This window comes from Pinibacter aurantiacus, assembly GCF_019130065.1.
Lineage (GTDB): Bacteria > Bacteroidota > Bacteroidia > Chitinophagales > Chitinophagaceae > Pinibacter > Pinibacter aurantiacus.
In genome coordinates, this window is the sequence record NZ_JAHSPG010000001.1 from 336123 (window position 1) to 353714 (window position 17592).

Genomic DNA, 17592 nt, shown 5'->3' on the forward strand with positions numbered 1-17592 from the left:
GTGCGCTCGCAATGACGTGCGGCTCTTAAACAATACAATGACGCTCTAGCCGCACTAATAAAAAACCCGACAGATTAAAAACCTGCCAGGTCAAATATTAAATGTCGCACTATTCTAATTCCTAATTCCTAATTCCTGACTGTGCGTCAGGACGAATGCGATTCGCCCCTACGTTCCACCATAGAACGAGTTCCTCTTATTCACTCTCAGGTCGCGCAGAATGCTGGATTTAGGATTGATGGTAATATTGAAGTACCTGGTGATACCCACAGGTGTTACGTTGATCGCCATTTGCCAGCAGTGCATTTCCCTTGATATGAACATGGTGAGCTGCTGAATGGAGCCTCCTTTGAAATCGTAATAAGTATTTGCACCCACCTTCCATTTTGGTGTCAGGTTGAAGTCGCCTCCCAGTGTAATGCTGGATGTAACACGGGTTTCATAACCGCTATAATCGTATTTCAATGCCCGTGAAAAACTCAATGAGTATGAAACATTGACGTTCCATGGAATATCGAAATCAGCAAATTCTGCCGGATTGTTTCTTATGTAGTCTATCTGCGATTGCTGCTCCTCCATTGTCATCGGCAGGCTATTATCGGTGTTGTTTTTAAGAGCCTTCTCTTTTTGTTCCTTCTTCTTGCTCGAGAACTGTGTCGAAAGCGCAATGCTTCCGTTTGTTATCTGACCAAGTGAAAACTTGCCACCACCCTGCCACGCGTATTTATCGATTCTGTAACCACGGTCATTTGTCTGGTAAGGGTCCAGCACGGCGTTGGCGGTCAGGTTTACTTTCTCAAACAATGTACTTCTCAAATAGAAGTTCATGGTGGAGAGTTTGAATGAATCTGCCATGAGGTTGTAACTACCGTTTACACCAAAACCGTCAATCAGTTTCACCTTTTTAATGCCTCCATTGGTGGAATCCTTTTTGGAGCGCACTTTCATTTCGAGGTTGTTGTCCAGCCCAAAGTTGATACCACCAAAAGTTCCTTCCGAGAATGGGCCGTTTATCGTTCCTGTATAGTAAGAATAACGCTGGTATATTGTATCCCTGGTTCCTTTTTGCTGGTTATCTATTACGTTCACAATAGTGGAGTAATAGTCCTTGGCAGCGAGATCGGGTTTATAACTTATACCGACTGTAGGTCGTATCACGTGGCGGATTGCCTGCAGCTTACTGTTTTTACCGAACTTATTATAGGTTCCAAACAATGCGGTACTCAGCGATAAACTGAATGACACGTCGTTTGCCATGTAAAATCCTTTGTTGTGAGACACGCGCAAAAGGTTATTGGTAGGATCCCATTCGCGGTAAATGCGTTCGCCGTACCATTTCTCCTGCAAACTTACGCCCGGAGCCACCGTAACGGCCCCGCCCAATATTGGTGGCAATGAAAGTGAAATAGGAATATTATGGGAAACGCCCCACTGCATTGTGTCCAGCAACTTCGACATGCTAAATGCAGTGTCATAAAAGGAGGTCTGGTTAGTGAAAGTCGTATTCAAACCAATACCCAGCTTTTGGTACCATTTAGGCGTACCTACAAATTCTTTCGGCTGGAACGGATAAAAGTTATTTACCGTGAAGGCACCATTCGGCAGGCGGATGTTGTACAAACGTGTTACGTTGTTTTGATCGTGACCCGCACTTAATGAAAGGTTATACTTGTTGTTCCAGTTTTTTGTATAAGCAATTGATGAATACAACTGGTTGTTGAAATTCACCGTTGGGTTATACGAATACTGGTTGTATTTGGAAGACGAAATGTTCACACTCGCCATGAAAGTCGTTCCTGGTCTCGCTTTGCTGTCCACTGTATGGCTCCACATAAGGCTCCAGAGCTTGCTGGTGGTAAATTCCTGGGCGCCTGCGTTGCTTAGCATACGCATGTGGTTATACGAAAAACTCATCTGGCCGGAATAGCGGTAACGCTTTCTGTAGGTAGGCGTAACCGTAGCCATCCACCCGCCATAGGAGTAGATGTTTGTGCGGAGCAACACGTCAAAATGCTCGTTTAAAACCTTGTAGTAACCAAGGCCTTCCAACCCCAAACCATATTGCTCATTGCTCACAAATTGTGGCGGTAGCAAACCGGAGTGGCGTCCTTGCGAAAGCGGAAAAAAGCCGAATGGTATATACAGAGGTAACGGAACGCCTTCAAACTCGGGGTGAACCGGACCGGTGATCGCATATTTTTTATTGATCAGCTCCATTTTGTTTGCGCGGAACGCAAAGTGGGGTGTATCCAGGTCGCAGGTTGTAAAACGGCCGCGGTAGGCGTAATAAATCTGTTTAGACACGGCCTTCGCCTTTTCACTGTTCAGAAATATTTCTCCCTGATTCACGTAAGTATTCCTGGTAAGACCCTTCATCGTTTTCATATCGAAGGCCAGTGAGTCGGATTCGGTCTTGCTATCGGCTTGTGCAAATTTTGGCTTCTGCACCATTTGATTAAGCGTATCAAAAGTGTGCGTGGCCGTAATGATCTGCGTGTTTTGGTCAAGGGCAATCTGATAAGCATCCAATGTAATGTCGCTATACTTTACATGGGCCTTATTATAGAGGTATATTTTTTTAGTGGGAGCATCCAGCACCATGGAATCGGATGCTGTATAGCTTATGGGAGCGTCCAAAGTATCCTTAGACACTTTCACGCCGAAAGTGTCAACCTTTGTAACAAGTTTTGACGTATCCTTTTTCGTTGAGTCAAGTCCCCGCACCTTTGGAGTAGTATCACGAGCATTTACTACAGGTACAGTGTCTGTCAATTTTGCTGTTGATTCATTAAAAACATTAGTTTCGGAATAATTCCCCATCGCTATTAACGTTAATACAGAAAACATTAACGTGAAAAAGGATGCTGAAAAACTTTTTAAACTAAATTTACCGCCGTTAATCATATAATAGTGTGGGCAAAAATAGTGATTCACCGTTTACAAAAATCCTAAAAGATCATCGGAAACAGTTAAATAATTCCATTAGTATGTTGAAAAAACTCTTTTTTGTTGTTGGTATTATCGGTCTATATCTTTCAATGGTGTCGTTGAAGAAGCAAACACCCGTAACTGATCAGCAACAGGAACCTGTTATTAAGAAAAATTCTGTACGCACTTTAATTATCGATCCCGGCCACGGCGGAATTGACCCGGGATGTCATGGACTTTTTTCCAAGGAGAAGGATGTGGCCCTGCAAATAAGCCTGAAATTGGGCAAAGCTATCCAGGAGGCATATCCGGACATGAAGATTATTTTTACACGCACAACCGATATTTTACCCGGCAACTTTAATAATATCGGCCAGTCGCTTCGTTATCGTGCAGAGCTTGCCAACAAATCAAAAGCTGATCTTTTCTTGTGCATTCACTGCGACGCAGTCCGTACGCCGGGCGGATGGTATGAAAAAAGAATAATTGGCCACAAACAGAAAACCGTTTATGTGGGAAAGGGCAAACATCGCCGTAAGAAAGTGGTGAATGAGCCTATATATCAAAGTTACTACGTAGAAAATAAGGTGAACGGGCCTTCAACCTATATCTGGGCCGCTGACAGAAGCGAAACCAAAAGTGAAAATATTGATATGGGCGACGAAGGCGGCGAAAACATCGAGGACTCCTTGAATGTGCTTGACCTTAACTCTCCTGAGGCGAGAATCCGTGCGCAGCTCTATACAAAATACTTCTTTAAAAACAGCTATACGATTGCCAGCTATGTGCAGGATGAGTTTAAAAAAGCCGGTCGCAATGATAAAGGTGTTTTGCAAAGAAACAACAAGGGAATCTGGGTGTTACAGGCTACTGGTATGCCAAGCATTCTTGTAGAGACCGGTTATCTTACAAATAAAGAGGAAGAAAAATATCTTAACAGCGAAGACGGCCAGAACGAGGTCGTTGATAATATAGTTTCAGCATTGAAGCGCTATACGGGCAACTAATCAGGAACCAGGAATTAGAAGTTAGGAATTAGAAAATCGCACGTCTAACCTCTACTTCCTAATTCCTAATTCCTAATTTCTAATTCCTATAACAATCTACGCTCCCATCTGTTTACCATTCACAAACAGATTACATACATTTGTGCGGTTATTACGTTATGGCATTAAATTTTAAACATAACGCATAACGTTTCCGGAATAAATTAATACGAATGAAAATCGCTAACGAAACTAAAATCGGCATTCTGGCTGCAGCAGCATTGGCAATACTTATCCTCGGATTTAATTACCTGAAAGGCAAAAACCTGCTTGACCCAAGCAAAAAGATCTACGCGGTATTTTCAAAAGTGGATGGAATAAACACTTCTAACCCGGTAATGATTAATGGTTTACAAGTTGGAACTATTTATAAATTACAGGAAAAAGATAAAAATCTGTCCGGTATTATCGTGGTGATCAACCTGAGCAAAGACGTAAACATCCCAAACAACTCAGTGGCGGCGATCAGCCAAAGCCTTTTGGGCACGCCCTCCATAAATATTGCCATGGGCGATTCTAAATTGTATCTGCAAGACGGCGATACTTTGGTTTCAAAAGATATTCCAGGCCTCGTGGATCAATTGCAGGCAACACTTTCTCCAACATTAGAAAGCGTTAACGGTACGTTGAAATCCTTGGATTCTGCAATAGAAGTGATCGGCGGTTATTTCGATCCTAAAACAAAAAACAATTTCCAGACAATTATTGGAAACTTGTCTATTGCATCTGCTTCGTTGGACAGACTTTTAAATGATCAGTCCGGCGCTTTGGCAAAATCACTTACAAACCTGAATTCCTTTACAGGCAATCTGGCCAACAACAACGATAAGATCACCGGTTCTTTGAACAACCTTGAAACGGCTACCAATAAATTCGCCAATCTTAAACTGGATGAAACGCTGGCTTCTTTACAGGGCACGCTTAACCAGCTGAATGCGGTTGTTAAAAAAGCCAACAGCAACGATGGTAGTCTTGGTTTGTTAATGAACGACCCTAAGTTGTACAAGAATCTTGAGAACACAAGCCGCAGCCTTAATATATTATTAGATGATTTGCGTGTACATCCTAAACGTTATGTAAGCATTTCAGTATTTGGCAAAAAAGATAAAGGGACTCCGTTGTCAGCACCGCTGGCTGATTCTACCAAAGCAACCAATTAATGTTAATGAACCGTTTTTTTTCAGGCATCCTGCTATGTGCATGTGGTTTGTTAATGCAGCATTCAGCCAGAGCGCAGGAGCCGGCAGGTCGTGCGTTAAACAGTGATACTACCCGGCCAATACGTTTCAGTGGGCTTAAACTGACCGATACCAAGCTGGATTCGGTTAGAGAAAACACTATTATCGTTGGGCAGGTCTTTTTTATCGACCGATCCACCAAATTCTATTGCGATAGTGCCATCTACCGCCAACCGGAAAATGTCGTGGAAGCGTTTGGACATGTGCATATCGTAGACAGCGACACCGTGCATGCATGGGGAGACTACATGATCTACTATAAAGCTACCCGTATTGCCACGCTGAAAAAAAATGTAAAGATGACCGATGGTAAGGCGACACTTACTACCGATGAATTCGAATACAATTCAGCCTACAAAACGGGCACTTATAGAAACGGCGGTAAACTGGTAAATGGCAAAACCGTGATGACAAGCACCGATGCCATTTATTATTCGGAAATAAAGGATGTTTATTTCAAAAACAATGTAAAGCTTCGTGATCCACAGTACAAGCTCGATTCAGATTCTTTGCTGTACAACACGCAGTCGCAGATAGCCACTTTCATTACTAAAACATATATCGAGGATAGCACTAAGAAAAAGATTACGACTACAGAAGGCTATTACGATACTAAGAATAAGGCGGCCTCGTTTACAAAAAGAACAACCGTGGTTGATGGCTCCTCAACAATTACGGCAAATAATTTGAGCTTTGATGATCAAACCGGAGCAAACCTTGCGACGGGCAATGTTGTGTTTACGGATACTGCTCAAAATATCTCCATTATTTCCAACAGAATGCAAGGCAATCGTAACACCAATACGATGATTGCCACAGAGCAGCCCCTGGCAATTATAAAACAGGACAAAGACTCCATCTATATTTCAGCTGATATTCTTTTTTCCGGCATGCTGGATGACAGCACCGGCAAAAAAGATACGTTGATGATAAAAAACGTTAAGCAGGCAAAAGCTGATGGCGTGAAAAAAGATTCTGTCAACAACGGCAAAAGATATTTGCTGGGCTACTATAACGTGCGTATATACTCCGACTCTACCCAAGCCATATGCGACAGCTTGTATTACTCCGGCGCAGATTCCATTTTCCGTCTTATCACCCACCCGATCGTTTGGGCAAGCAAAAGCCAGGTCACAGGTGACACGATTTATTTGTACACACAAAACAAAAAGCCTTCACGTTTTTACGTATTCGAAAACGGCATTGTGATCAACAAACTGGATGAAGGCGGATTTTACAATCAATTGCAGGGTCACACGATCAATGGCTATTTTAAAGATGGCGAGATAGACTATGTGCGTGCAAAAGGAAGCGCGGAAAGCATCTACTATGCACAGGATGAACACAAGGCGTTTGTGGGTGTAAACCGTGCAACCGGCGATATCATTGACATTCGCTTCGTGAACAAAGAAGTAAATAAAGTCGTTTTCATTAGTGAAGTCAGTGGGACCATGTACCCTTTCCGCCAGGTGAACAATGACGAAATGCGTTTGAAAAATTTCAAGTGGATGGATGAGTATCGTCCGAAAACAAAATTCGAATTGTTTGAACCACCTCAGAAGAAATTCAAGATGAAGGATGACAACAAGGAAGAAGAGGACGAAGAAGACAATAAGAAGCCTGAAGAAAAACCCGTAGCCAAGCCCGACAATACAGCCAAGAAAGTGCAATAGCATTAAGTATTTATAGTCTCTGATATTTACCACTAAGGCACTAAGTACACTAAGCCTCACTAAGGGTTGTTTAAAACTTAGACTTCTCTTAGTGAAAACTTGGTGTACTTAGTGCCTTAGTGGTAAGTGAAAGTCTTGCACACGGACAAAACACCCAAACGACATTGAATACCTTATCTTCGATCACATGGCGTTTATAAAGAAGATTTTAAAGGAAGGCATAGTTCAGCCAATTTCAGATTTTATTGAAGACAGCAGGGCCGTCGGCATTACATTGCTGGCGTGTACCATCATTTCGATGATACTGTCCAACACGCAGTTTGCTCAATCCTATATTTCTTTTTGGGAAAAACCATTTCATGTTCCTGAATATCTTCATCTGCCCCATCACCTGCTTCATTGGATAAATGACTTTTTAATGGCCATCTTCTTTTTTTTGGTGGGCATGGAAATCAAGCAGGAATTGATGACCGGAGAACTATCTACCTTTCGCAAAGCCATTTTACCAATAGCCGCAGCATTTGGCGGCATGTTGTTTCCCGCTGTCATTTTCTCAATTATCAATAAAGAAACACCCTACATAAACGGCTGGGGAATTCCGATGGCAACAGATATTGCCTTTTCTTTGGGCGTAGCATCGCTGTTAGGTTCCAGGGTGCCTGTTTCCTTAAAAGTATTCCTGATGGCCCTGGCAATTATTGATGACCTCGGCGCCATATTGGTCATTGCCTTGTTTTATGGTGGTACCATTCAATGGAACTACTTGTTATATGGCGCGTTGGTTTGCGGAGTGCTGGGCTTGCTTTTCTATTTTAAAAAATTAAACATTTTTCTGTCGATCATGCTGGGACTGCTATTGTGGTATTGTGTGTTTAACTCTGGCATTCACGCAACGATAGCCGGTGTCGTAATGGCGATGTTTATACCTGTCGGCAAACTGGAACATTATATGCACAAGATCCATGTGCCGGTAAATTTTGCGATCCTGCCATTATTTGCTTTGGCAAATACAGCCATAGTTATTCCGGGAAATTTCATTGCCAACCTAAACACAACCCTCAGCTGGGGTGTGATGTTAGGATTATTTCTTGGCAAGCCACTGGGAATCATCATATTATCATTTATTGCCGTAAAATTAAAATTAGGAGAAATGCCCTCCGGTACTTCATGGGGGCAAATGGCAGGAATAGGATTATTGGCGGGAATCGGTTTTACGATGTCAATTTTTATCACCATGCTGGCTTTTGATACTCAGGAATTTCAGGATATTTCAAAAATTGCAGTATTAATTGGCTCGCTTGCAGCAATTTTATGTGGTTTTGTTGTCTTGTATTTCTGTGCGGAGAGAGAACGCCCGCCTGAATGACTTTAGTCGGGCGGGCAGATTTTCATGATTGTCAAGATGTTCAAGATTTTTTTTGATCTAAGGATTTGAAATAAAGGATGCTTAAAACCCTATCTTCGGTGAAGCACCGAAATCTCAAATTTCAAATCATAACGAATCATGACAATCATGAAAATCAGCGTTCCGTCTTCTCCCCGTTAAGGGTTTCTTAAAAAGAGACGCTTTGCCAAAGGCCAGCAATCTAATTGTTTAATACCAACGTAACTTAGGTACTTATTTCAAAAAAGGAGTATAGTATGATACTGAAGATGCCGATAACTACAAATTTACTTTCGCTGTTATTCTTTTCACTCTATTCGTGTGCTCCGAAAGAAAATATTAATAATGCTATGTCTAATAATTTAACAACAAAAAACTCGACGGTTGCAGCGTCGGCAAGCGACACTGTAACGGATACCGCCACCTTAGGTGCTGGTTGCTTTTGGTGTGTGGAGGCTGTATTCGAGCAGCTTGATGGCGTTTTAAAAGTCACGTCCGGCTATTCCGGCGGTCATGTCGCAAACCCAACCTACGAACAGGTTTGCGAAAAAAATACCGGCCATGTAGAAGTGGCTCAGATCGTTTTTGACCCTTCTAAAATTTCATACGATGAATTGCTGGAAGTATTCTGGCAAGTGCATGACCCAACCACGGTTGACAGACAAGGAAACGATGCCGGTCCGCAATACAGGAGCGTGATCTTTTACAATAACGAACAACAAAAACAAAAAGCGGAACACTACAAAGCAGAGCTGGATAAAAGCGGCGCATGGAGCAAACCAATCGTAACATCCATAGAACCACTGAAGAACTTCTACCCTGCTGAAAACTACCATCAGAACTATTATGTAAACAATACTTCCCAGCCTTATTGCTACTATGTGATCAGGCCAAAAATGGAAAAGTTCGAGAAGGTGTTTAAGGATAAGTTGAAGAAGAAAACAAATTAAGTGGTGAGTGGTGAGTTTTGAGTTTTCAGAGTAACACACTCTTACAATATAAGGCTGTCAGCAATGGCAGTCTTTTTTATTACCACTAAGGCACTAAGGACACTGAGTTTCACTAAGAGAGGTCTAAATTCAAAACAACCCTTAGTGTAGCTTAGTGCCCTTAGTGCCTTAGTGGTTAAGATTCGGGATGCCGCACATCAACCGCCAGCTCAACTCAAAACTCATAACTCACTACTTATTTCCTATTTTTGCCGTCCTTAATTACATTTCATGGCAATAGTTCAGCATTTACAGCAGGCAGTTATCGAAAGTCTGGGAAAGTTATATGGATCAACATTTACAGAGAAAGATTTCCAGGTGAACCAAACAAAACCCGAATTTGAGGGCGACTACACCGTGGTGATGTTTGCTTTGGTAAAACAATTAAAAAAATCACCGGACGCTATTGGAAGTGAATTAGGCGAACATCTGACAGCGAACTATCCTCAATATTTTTCAGCTTATAATATTATCAAAGGTTTTTTGAACCTTACCGTTTCTGATCATTACTGGCAGGGCGTTTTGTTGGAAAACTACGAGAACCCGGCTTACGGCAGAAAGCCATCAAATGGCCAGCGTGTTGTTATAGAATATTCTTCTCCCAATACAAATAAACCTTTGCACCTCGGGCATTTGCGCAACAACTTCCTTGGTTGGAGCACAGCAGAAATACTGAAAGCAAATGGTTATGAAATCATCAAAACCTGCATTGCAAACGACCGCGGTATTCACATTTGCAAGAGCATGGTTTCCTGGCTGGAATTTGCCAACGGTGCCACGCCGCAATCAACAGGCACAAAAGGCGATCACTTTGTGGGCGACTATTACGTGATGTTTGGCGATGTACAAAAAAAGCAGATGGCCGAGCTGATGGAAAAAGGCATGTCAAAAGAAGAAGCCGAAAAAGAAGCCCCGATCATGAAGGCCGCTCAGCAAATGCTGGTAGATTGGGAAGCCGGAAAACCAGACGTAATGGAGCTTTGGAGAAGAATGAACAGCTGGGTATACGAAGGTTTTGACATCACTTATCAACGCATCGGCACCGATTTCGACAAGGTATATTACGAAAGCGAAACCTATATTCTTGGTAAAAAACTAGTTGAACAAGGATTGCAAAAAGGCGTTTTCTTTCAAAAAGAAGACGGCAGCGTGTGGATCGATCTTACAGCAGATGGCCTTGATGAAAAAATTGTACAACGTCGTGATGGCACGTCCGTATACATTACGCAGGACATAGGTTTGGCTGTTGAAAAATACGAGCAATATAAATACGACCAGAGCATTTACGTGGTAGCAGACGAACAAAACTATCACTTCAAAGTGCTGAAATTGATCTGCCAAAAGCTTGGCCTGCCTTCCGCTGACGGCATTTACCACTTGAGTTACGGAATGGTGGAACTACCTACCGGCCGCATGAAAACACGCGAAGGTACCGTTGTTGACGCGGATGATCTTGTAGATGAGATTGTGAAAGTGGTAGAAAAACATACAGAAGAACTGGGCAAAGTGGAAGGCTTTACAACGGATGAATTAAAAGACCTGTACGATACGATCGGACTAGGCGCTTTGAAATTCTATTTGCTTCGTGTTGATCCTAAAAAGCGAATGATCTTCAATCCGGAGGAGTCAATCGATATTCATGGTTTTACGGGACCGTTTGTACAATACTCTTACGCGAGGATAAAGTCAATTCTAAGAAAAGAAGGAGTTGATGTAAACTACAAACTGGAATTGTCTCCTTTGCTAAAACATGAAAAAGATATTGTGGTAATGCTGGAACAATATCCGGGCATTATTGCAGAGGCGGCGAAGGAACACAACCCTTCTGTCATTGCAAGCTTCGCATTTCAACTAGCACAAGCTTTCAACTCATTCTATAACGTTCACTCTATTGCAAACGCAGAAAACGAAGAAAAGAAACAACTTCGTTTGCGCCTTGCAGTAATGACCTCAAATGTTTTGAAATCTGCAATGCATTTGTTGGGCGCAAGAGTACCGGAGAGAATGTAATTAATAATTAACAATTAATAATTAATAAGGCCGCATTCGTGATTGAATGCGGCCTTGCTATTGGTGTTAAAAGAAAAAGTACGTCGCTCTTTCACTTTGGTGCTGCACCTATTAATTATTAATTTTTAATTATTAATTACTTCCCCACCACCACCGTCTGCTTCAACTTCATCGGTACATTTTGTTCGAGGCGAATGGCCGGTGTCCACAACGGCATTTTTTCAAACGCATCGAGGATCACGTCGTTTGCCTCGTCATTACCACCTTTCACTACACGTGGATTAATGATTTTACCGGTTTTATCAACAATGAACTCAACCTGCACATAGGCGGTATGTTGCTCTTCAGGTAAAAATGCCGCCGCATCTTTTCCGGTTTTTTGCAGAAAGGTTTGGAATGCTTCGTTGCCGCCAGGATATACCGGCAGTTTATTTACAGACGTTGGAATTTCTTTCTCATCAAAATGAACTTCCGGACGAATCTTCTTTTCGTATTTCTTTTTCTCAATTTTTACAGGCGCTGTTACTATCGAGGCTTTTTTTACTTCATCATCTATCACATAATCACCTTTGCTGTCGACCATGATCAACGGCACTTCATGATATTTATCGAAATAGTAGTAAACAGATTTCAATGTGTTTGCCAGCGGATAATAAGAAGGGAAACTTCTAAGGTAGTTCTCCAGATAATCCGCGCTCCTTTTGTTTTTAAACTGGATTGGAAATATATGCACCGGAATGAAATCCTGTCCCCTGTTTTTAGCATTTGCCGCCAACACATACAACTCTTCCACCTGGCCATCGGTAATAGGAATACAGCCGGTTGTCACACAGCTTCCGTGAATGTAAATATCGCCCCCTGGTTGCGCAGAATCGCTCAGCAACTGGTCAGAAGGATTCGGATAATTCAAACCAAGTGAAAGGTGGTAAAGGCTCTTTGGATTGAACTCATTGATATAATAAAATCCTTCCGGAACCTGGTAATCTCCCTGGATGCGCTTTGGCCCCAACGTTCCGGCCATTGCGCAAATTTTGTAGGTCTTGAATAATTTGTACTGCTCTTTTTTATCATTCTTCACCCAAACTTCCATTTGGCTGTCGTACTTAAAAGAGCGGATATAGATATACGAAGCCGGCCATACCAAACCCTTTTCTGCAAACTGCTTTGCAAGTGTATCTTCCTTCCTTTTAATGATGTCATTTATTTTAGGAAAAGAACGTTGATAGTTGATAAAAGTGGGTTGAAAATTGTTTTGGCTCGTTTGCGATTGGCCAATTATTACTGATGATATGAAACAAAAAATTAGAAGTATTTTTTTCATGGTACTACACGCTTTGCCACCTCTTCAAACGAACCTGTGGTCGATTAAGGTGCAATTTCGACAAAAAACGTTGAAACTTATGGATGTGTGACGTTTTTTTTATATAGCGACTTCAAGGCTGTGCCTAATTTGAAAATTTGAGAATATGAGAATTTGAAAATTCGTTCTGCATAACTTTTCATTTTTGAATTTAACTCCCGAAATATCAGGGGCGTAAATACATAATTTCAAAAAGGATGCACCGGGAGAATTTTCAAATTTTCAAATCCTCAAATTTTCAAATTGGTTTAACATTTATTTACGAAAAGAATCGTATTTTAGAGCTAAATATGGTTCATATGTCTGTTCAGAAATCTATAAAACCTACTGAAAGTGAACTGGAAATTTTGCAGGTGATTTGGGAGAAAGGCTCTGCCAGTGTGCGTGAAGTGCATGAAGCGTTGTCTGCCACAAAAGATGTTGGTTACACCACCACGCTCAAATTAATGCAGATCATGCACGAAAAAGGTCTCGTAAAAAGAGACAACACTTTCAAAACGCACATATACCAACCGGCCGTTACCCGCGAAAAAGCACAAAAACAATTATTGGGGAAAATGATCAATGGATTGTTCGGTGGCTCGTCTACACAGCTAGTAATACAGGCATTAGGCAGCCATAAATCATCCAAGGAAGAGCTCGATCAAATTCAGCAATTATTGGACGATCTTAAAAAAGAAGCCTAAAACATATGTCGCCCTTGAGCCATTCTGCTTTTTTACAACAGCTTGCGTGGAGCCTGCTCAGCAGCCTCTGGCAATTTGCTGCACTTTGGCTTGTGTACATCATTTTTTCATTTTTCTTTAAAAAAGCCAGTGCCGCCGTTAAATATAATATCGCGTTAATGCTTTTGTCCGTCGGTACAATAACCGTGATGGGCAATTTCATTTACAGGTATTGGTTCCATCCGGATGCTTCGTTTTCCATTGTCGGCTACGCGCATGAGCATTACAATACGCTCTACCAGCAATCGCTGAATTATTTCAACGCGGTTCTGCCGTATATTTCTATCGTCTATCTCGGAGCCGTACTGTTTCTCTCGCTGCGCTTTTTATTTTTTATAAGAGCCTCCTATTTGCTCAACAAGCGGGACCTGGTAAAAATTTCGCCTGTTTATAAAATATACATTCAGGAACTTTCGATGCGCATGAGCATTAAGAAAAAAGTTTCTGTATGGATTTCCAAAAATGTAGATGCTCCACTGTTGATCGGTTATTTTAAACCTGTCATACTGCTTCCGGTGGCCGCCATCAATCAGCTGACAGCTGAACAACTGGAAGCAATATTGCTGCACGAAATGGCACACATTCAAAGGAACGACTACTTTGTAAACGTGCTGCTGGGTGTAGTAAATATCATGCTGTTCTTCAATCCTTTTGCAAAGCTTTTCATTAAAGTTCTGGAAACAGAAAGAGAAAACAGTTGTGATGACCTTGTTCTTCAATTCAGATATTCTCCGGAAAAATACGCGAAAGCATTGCTTACACTGGAGCACAACAGGTTGAATGTTCTGCCTTCCTTAAGTTTATCTTCTAATGGTAAAAACGAAAAGCATTTATTGACCCGTGTTAAACGCATTATGAATGTACCCGTTGATACTAAGATCAATAAACAACAACTTGTTTTTCCGTTACTTCTTTTGCTTTTTTCATTTGCATTATTTGTGCAGCCAACGAATAAAGAAACGATTACACCGTTGACGCCAACCATGCAAACAGTATCATTCAGTAGTGCCGGGGCAAATGGATTATCGTATAATTATCTGTTGCGAAACAACAAGCCTGTTGCGGAAATGCAAGGTAATATCCAGCAAACGAGAATGGCAGCAAATACAGATAAACAGGAAATCAAGGTATCTGTACAAAATATTCTGGCGTCAGTGAAAATAAAAAGAAGCACTTCATTAGAAACAAAACAGGCGGATGAACTTGCGCCCCCTCCTCCTCCCGCTCCACAGCTTGTAGCGGTTTCATACGACGCCCCAAATGCAGAACCAATACATGTTGAAACGGTGCAATCAATTGAAAAGCGAGATTTTGTGATTCCTGCGGCGCCGCAACCTCACGTGAAAATAAATATCAGCACGAATTCTCCATACGTTCCGGGATCAAGCTTTAGTTATTACAATATCCAGGACTCTATCAATGCGTTAAGCTCAGAAGACCATGCGCTTAAACTGGCACTGGTTAAAGCTTCTGTCGCATTGGATATGGCCAAACAAGCGAACATTTGCAACGAAGAAAAACTCGTGCTGAACCTGGAACAATCACTTACCAGCATGCATTACTATGAAAAAGATAATGTTGCCAAAGTCATCGACATGCAGTCCACGGCACTTGTACAAATGTTGGTTGCCAAAGCAGACAAACAACAGCAACTCAGGGACCGACACGTAATGAAGATAGATTCGCTGCAAAAAGAAATCAGAGTAGTTAGGAAGAGAGCGGTTGTTTCATTGTAATCAGGAATTAGAAATTAGGAGTTAGAAAATAGAATTGAAACCTGAAGATATAAGTAGGCCTGACAAGATACACACTTGGCAGGCCTTTATTTTTAAAGTCAAATTATAATTGTAGACGTTGAAAAAAATCTGTGCAAATCAGTTTAATCAGCGTCATCTGTGTGCTCACTCTTTAGCGATCAACTCCTCCACAATAATGTAGTCAAGATTCCTGTTGGCCGGGCCCGTTAGTACTTTTCCTTCGGTGCTGTAGCGTGCGCCATGACACGGGCAATCCCAGGAAAGCTCTGCATCGTTCCACTTCACTTTACACTGCAAATGAGTGCATGTTGGGTTCACAGCATGTAATTTCCCTTCTCCATCGCGATATAATGCAACATCTTCATGATTGTATTTCACCACTTGCGCTTCGCCCGGCGTAACGCTTGCAAGATTGTCGATAGAATGACTGGCTAAGTGGCCGCCCAACCATTTTGCAGCAACGTCTGCTCCTTCTTTCACAAAATTGCTGAAACCTGCAACAAGTTTTAACCTGTTTGGGTCCAGTAGTTCTGCCAAAGGATATTTATAATTGTTCTTTGCGATCAACTCGAACATAATAATGGCTGCGAGTGTTCCGTAGATCATTCCATTTCCACCAAAACCAGTCGCCACAAAATATCGTCCGTCATGTCCAGGTAAGTTGCCGATATAAGGCAGTCCATCTGCCGGTTCAAAGTATTGCGATGACCAGAAATGTTTGATTGATTTTATGGAAAAAAATTGATTAAGATGTTGTTCCAATTGGCGGAATCTGTCTTTCAAATTTTCTTCATGTCCTGTCTTATGATCCTTGCCACCAAAGATCAAATATTTCTTTCCCTCTATTTCTTGTGTGCGATAATAGTTATACGGATCTTCCATGTCATAGATCAGTGCATCCGGGTAGGATTGCTCATTTTCTAATTCTACCGCTAACACGTAACTCCTGTAAGGCGCACAACGCAAGTGCAGCAAATTCACACCGGGCGGGATATGTGTGGCGTACACAATCTTTCTTGCTCTTATTTTGCCCCTCGTTGTCGCGATCAGCAATATATCTTCCGTCTCTTCTTTCACATCAGACACAAAACAATTCTGCAGCAGCACGCCTCCAAAATTGCTGAATGAGTTTGCTACGCCAAATAAATATTTGATTGGGTTGAATTGCGCCTGGTTCCTGATTATTGCTGCATTATCGAACGAAACAGGTGCAGGAATTTTGTTTGTATAGTCTATTTCTATTCCCACTTCTTTTGAAACGGAAACGATATCATCTAGCTCTTTCGATTGATCATCATTGTTGGCCAACAGGTATGCATTTTTATATTCGAAATCACAATCAATACCAAGTGTTTTAGCGGTCGTTTCAATAAAATGAATGGCCTGTTTTGCACTGTCGGCAATGGTTTGTGCCGCATGCTTGCTGAACTTTTTTTCTATTTGCGGATAACTTGTATCCATCATAGTATTCAAATGTGCCGTTGTGCCACCCGTTGTACCAAAGCCAAGCGTGGCGGCTTCCGCAAGCACACAGGACATTCCATTCTTTTGTAAAAGATAAGCTGTGCTAACGCCGGTTATACCACCGCCAACGATGAGCACGTCATAAATTTTATCCTCCATCTGTTTATCGGCACTCGCGTAATCTCTTTGATCATGCTGCCACAGGCTTACTCTTGCTCCGTCTCTTTGCATTTTTTTTTAGTTGAGAGTTGAGAATGGAGAGTGGAGAGTTAATTGTTGAAAATTGAAGGTCGCTAGTGTAGGTATCAATATATTTACACCACCTATCACTCTCAACTCTCCATTCTCAACTCTCAACTCCTCAAACATATTGCCTCTTCTCAATGTGCCATTTAAAATTTTCAAGGTCCTTACGCACTTGTTTTTGGAATACAGTTGTAAATAAATGCGCAATGCCTTTTCCTATTTTGCCGCCGGGTGCCTGGTAGCTAAACAGTATATCTATTTTAGTAGAATCAGCTCCCGCATCTTCAAAGGTTACTTTTCCCACATGCTCTACAGGCGATCCTGGCAGCGACTTCCAGCCGATCATGTGCCCTTCTTCCTCGTGTACAATGGCCGTATCATAATGTATGGTTCCTATATTGCCCGGAAGCGAAATGAACCAACGCGAATTGATTGGGTTCAATACTTCTACCCCACTCACATGGCTCATAAACAACGGCATGTTTTCAAGGTGCCTCCAATAATTATATACTTCAGTGCGCGGCCTGTTGACAATGGCAGACACGCGAATGTTTAATGGACTCAATGATTTCTTATAAGTGGTATCAATATCAAGTGCTCTGTAAACCGGCGAATTGCCAGACATGCCACGATAAAGGAGGATTGAGCCTGCAATCATCTGTATCAATTTCTTGCGCTTTCTCAGCAATCCGTCACCCAATAATATTGCGCCGACTACTACAGAAGCGATCCTTTCTTTCTTGTTAATGTTTGGATTCATTGTGTGTAGCAT

At 41.8% G+C, this 17592-nt stretch carries 12 protein-coding genes; 8 read left to right on the top strand and 4 right to left on the bottom strand.

From position 1 onward, the window contains the following. Positions 1 to 168: 168 nt before the first annotated feature. Positions 169 to 2820, bottom strand: coding sequence for a putative LPS assembly protein LptD (locus KTO63_RS01200; RefSeq protein WP_232372978.1), 2652 nt, complete (start codon positions 2818 to 2820; stop codon positions 169 to 171). 167 nt (positions 2821 to 2987) lie between these two features. On the opposite strand from KTO63_RS01200, the gene KTO63_RS01205 reads away from it, so the two are divergent. From KTO63_RS01205 to argS, 6 genes are all read left to right on the top strand, one after another. After that, the gene (locus KTO63_RS01205) at positions 2988 to 3935 is read left to right on the top strand and encodes an N-acetylmuramoyl-L-alanine amidase family protein (RefSeq protein ID WP_217789291.1); all 948 of its coding nucleotides are present in this window, start codon (positions 2988 to 2990) and stop codon (positions 3933 to 3935) included. A gap of 212 nt (positions 3936 to 4147) precedes the next feature. Beyond that, the gene (locus KTO63_RS01210) at positions 4148 to 5134 is read left to right on the top strand and encodes an MlaD family protein (protein WP_217789292.1); all 987 of its coding nucleotides are present in this window, start codon (positions 4148 to 4150) and stop codon (positions 5132 to 5134) included. A gap of 5 nt (positions 5135 to 5139) precedes the next feature. After that, complete coding sequence (locus KTO63_RS01215) at positions 5140 to 6885, top strand: OstA-like protein (protein WP_217789293.1); 1746 nt, start codon at positions 5140 to 5142, stop codon at positions 6883 to 6885. Between the two features lie 187 nt (positions 6886 to 7072). After that, positions 7073 to 8251, top strand: coding sequence for a Na+/H+ antiporter NhaA (nhaA, locus tag KTO63_RS01220; protein WP_217789294.1), 1179 nt, complete (start codon positions 7073 to 7075; stop codon positions 8249 to 8251). 368 nt (positions 8252 to 8619) lie between these two features. Next, entirely contained in the window at positions 8620 to 9219 is a 600-nt protein-coding gene (gene msrA / locus KTO63_RS01225; RefSeq protein WP_217789295.1) for a peptide-methionine (S)-S-oxide reductase MsrA, read from the top strand. A 270-nt stretch (positions 9220 to 9489) separates the two neighbouring features. Then, positions 9490 to 11268 (top strand): arginine--tRNA ligase, encoded by a 1779-nt coding sequence (gene argS, locus KTO63_RS01230; RefSeq protein WP_217789296.1) that lies wholly within the window; start codon positions 9490 to 9492, stop codon positions 11266 to 11268. A 136-nt stretch (positions 11269 to 11404) separates the two neighbouring features. Here argS and KTO63_RS01235 read toward each other — a convergent pair whose 3' ends face one another. Next, positions 11405 to 12589 (bottom strand): L,D-transpeptidase family protein, encoded by a 1185-nt coding sequence (locus KTO63_RS01235; RefSeq protein WP_217789297.1) that lies wholly within the window; start codon positions 12587 to 12589, stop codon positions 11405 to 11407. 338 nt (positions 12590 to 12927) lie between these two features. Between KTO63_RS01235 and KTO63_RS01240 the strand changes: the two genes are divergently transcribed. Together KTO63_RS01240 and KTO63_RS01245 are read left to right on the top strand one after the other, a co-directional pair. Continuing rightward, positions 12928 to 13314 carry a BlaI/MecI/CopY family transcriptional regulator gene (locus KTO63_RS01240; RefSeq protein WP_217789298.1) on the top strand — a complete coding sequence of 129 codons (387 nt, stop codon included), beginning with the start codon at positions 12928 to 12930 and terminating at the stop codon, positions 13312 to 13314. Positions 13315 to 13319: 5 nt separating this feature from the next. Further along, complete coding sequence (locus KTO63_RS01245) at positions 13320 to 15089, top strand: M56 family metallopeptidase (RefSeq protein WP_217789299.1); 1770 nt, start codon at positions 13320 to 13322, stop codon at positions 15087 to 15089. A gap of 165 nt (positions 15090 to 15254) precedes the next feature. On the opposite strand, the gene KTO63_RS01250 is transcribed toward KTO63_RS01245, so the two are convergent. Beyond that, positions 15255 to 16805 carry an FAD-dependent oxidoreductase gene (locus KTO63_RS01250; RefSeq protein ID WP_217789300.1) on the bottom strand — a complete coding sequence of 517 codons (1551 nt, stop codon included), beginning with the start codon at positions 16803 to 16805 and terminating at the stop codon, positions 15255 to 15257. 130 nt (positions 16806 to 16935) lie between these two features. Continuing rightward, entirely contained in the window at positions 16936 to 17592 is a 657-nt protein-coding gene (locus tag KTO63_RS01255) for a YgaP-like transmembrane domain (protein WP_217789301.1), read from the bottom strand.

Coding starts and splice junctions, on each gene's coding strand:
- KTO63_RS01205 (WP_217789291.1), top strand. CDS start 2,988: ATGTTGAAAAAACTCTTTTTTGTTGTTGGTATTATCGGTCTATATCTT.
- nhaA (WP_217789294.1), top strand. CDS start 7,073: ATGGCGTTTATAAAGAAGATTTTAAAGGAAGGCATAGTTCAGCCAATT.
- KTO63_RS01245 (WP_217789299.1), top strand. CDS start 13,320: ATGTCGCCCTTGAGCCATTCTGCTTTTTTACAACAGCTTGCGTGGAGC.
- KTO63_RS01210 (WP_217789292.1), top strand. CDS start 4,148: ATGAAAATCGCTAACGAAACTAAAATCGGCATTCTGGCTGCAGCAGCA.
- KTO63_RS01255 (WP_217789301.1), bottom strand. CDS start 17,592: ATGCTACACACAATGAATCCAAACATTAACAAGAAAGAAAGGATCGCT.
- argS (WP_217789296.1), top strand. CDS start 9,490: ATGGCAATAGTTCAGCATTTACAGCAGGCAGTTATCGAAAGTCTGGGA.
- KTO63_RS01200 (WP_232372978.1), bottom strand. CDS start 2,820: ATGGGGAATTATTCCGAAACTAATGTTTTTAATGAATCAACAGCAAAA.
- msrA (WP_217789295.1), top strand. CDS start 8,620: ATGTCTAATAATTTAACAACAAAAAACTCGACGGTTGCAGCGTCGGCA.
- KTO63_RS01215 (WP_217789293.1), top strand. CDS start 5,140: ATGAACCGTTTTTTTTCAGGCATCCTGCTATGTGCATGTGGTTTGTTA.
- KTO63_RS01240 (WP_217789298.1), top strand. CDS start 12,928: ATGTCTGTTCAGAAATCTATAAAACCTACTGAAAGTGAACTGGAAATT.
- KTO63_RS01250 (WP_217789300.1), bottom strand. CDS start 16,805: ATGCAAAGAGACGGAGCAAGAGTAAGCCTGTGGCAGCATGATCAAAGA.
- KTO63_RS01235 (WP_217789297.1), bottom strand. CDS start 12,589: ATGAAAAAAATACTTCTAATTTTTTGTTTCATATCATCAGTAATAATT.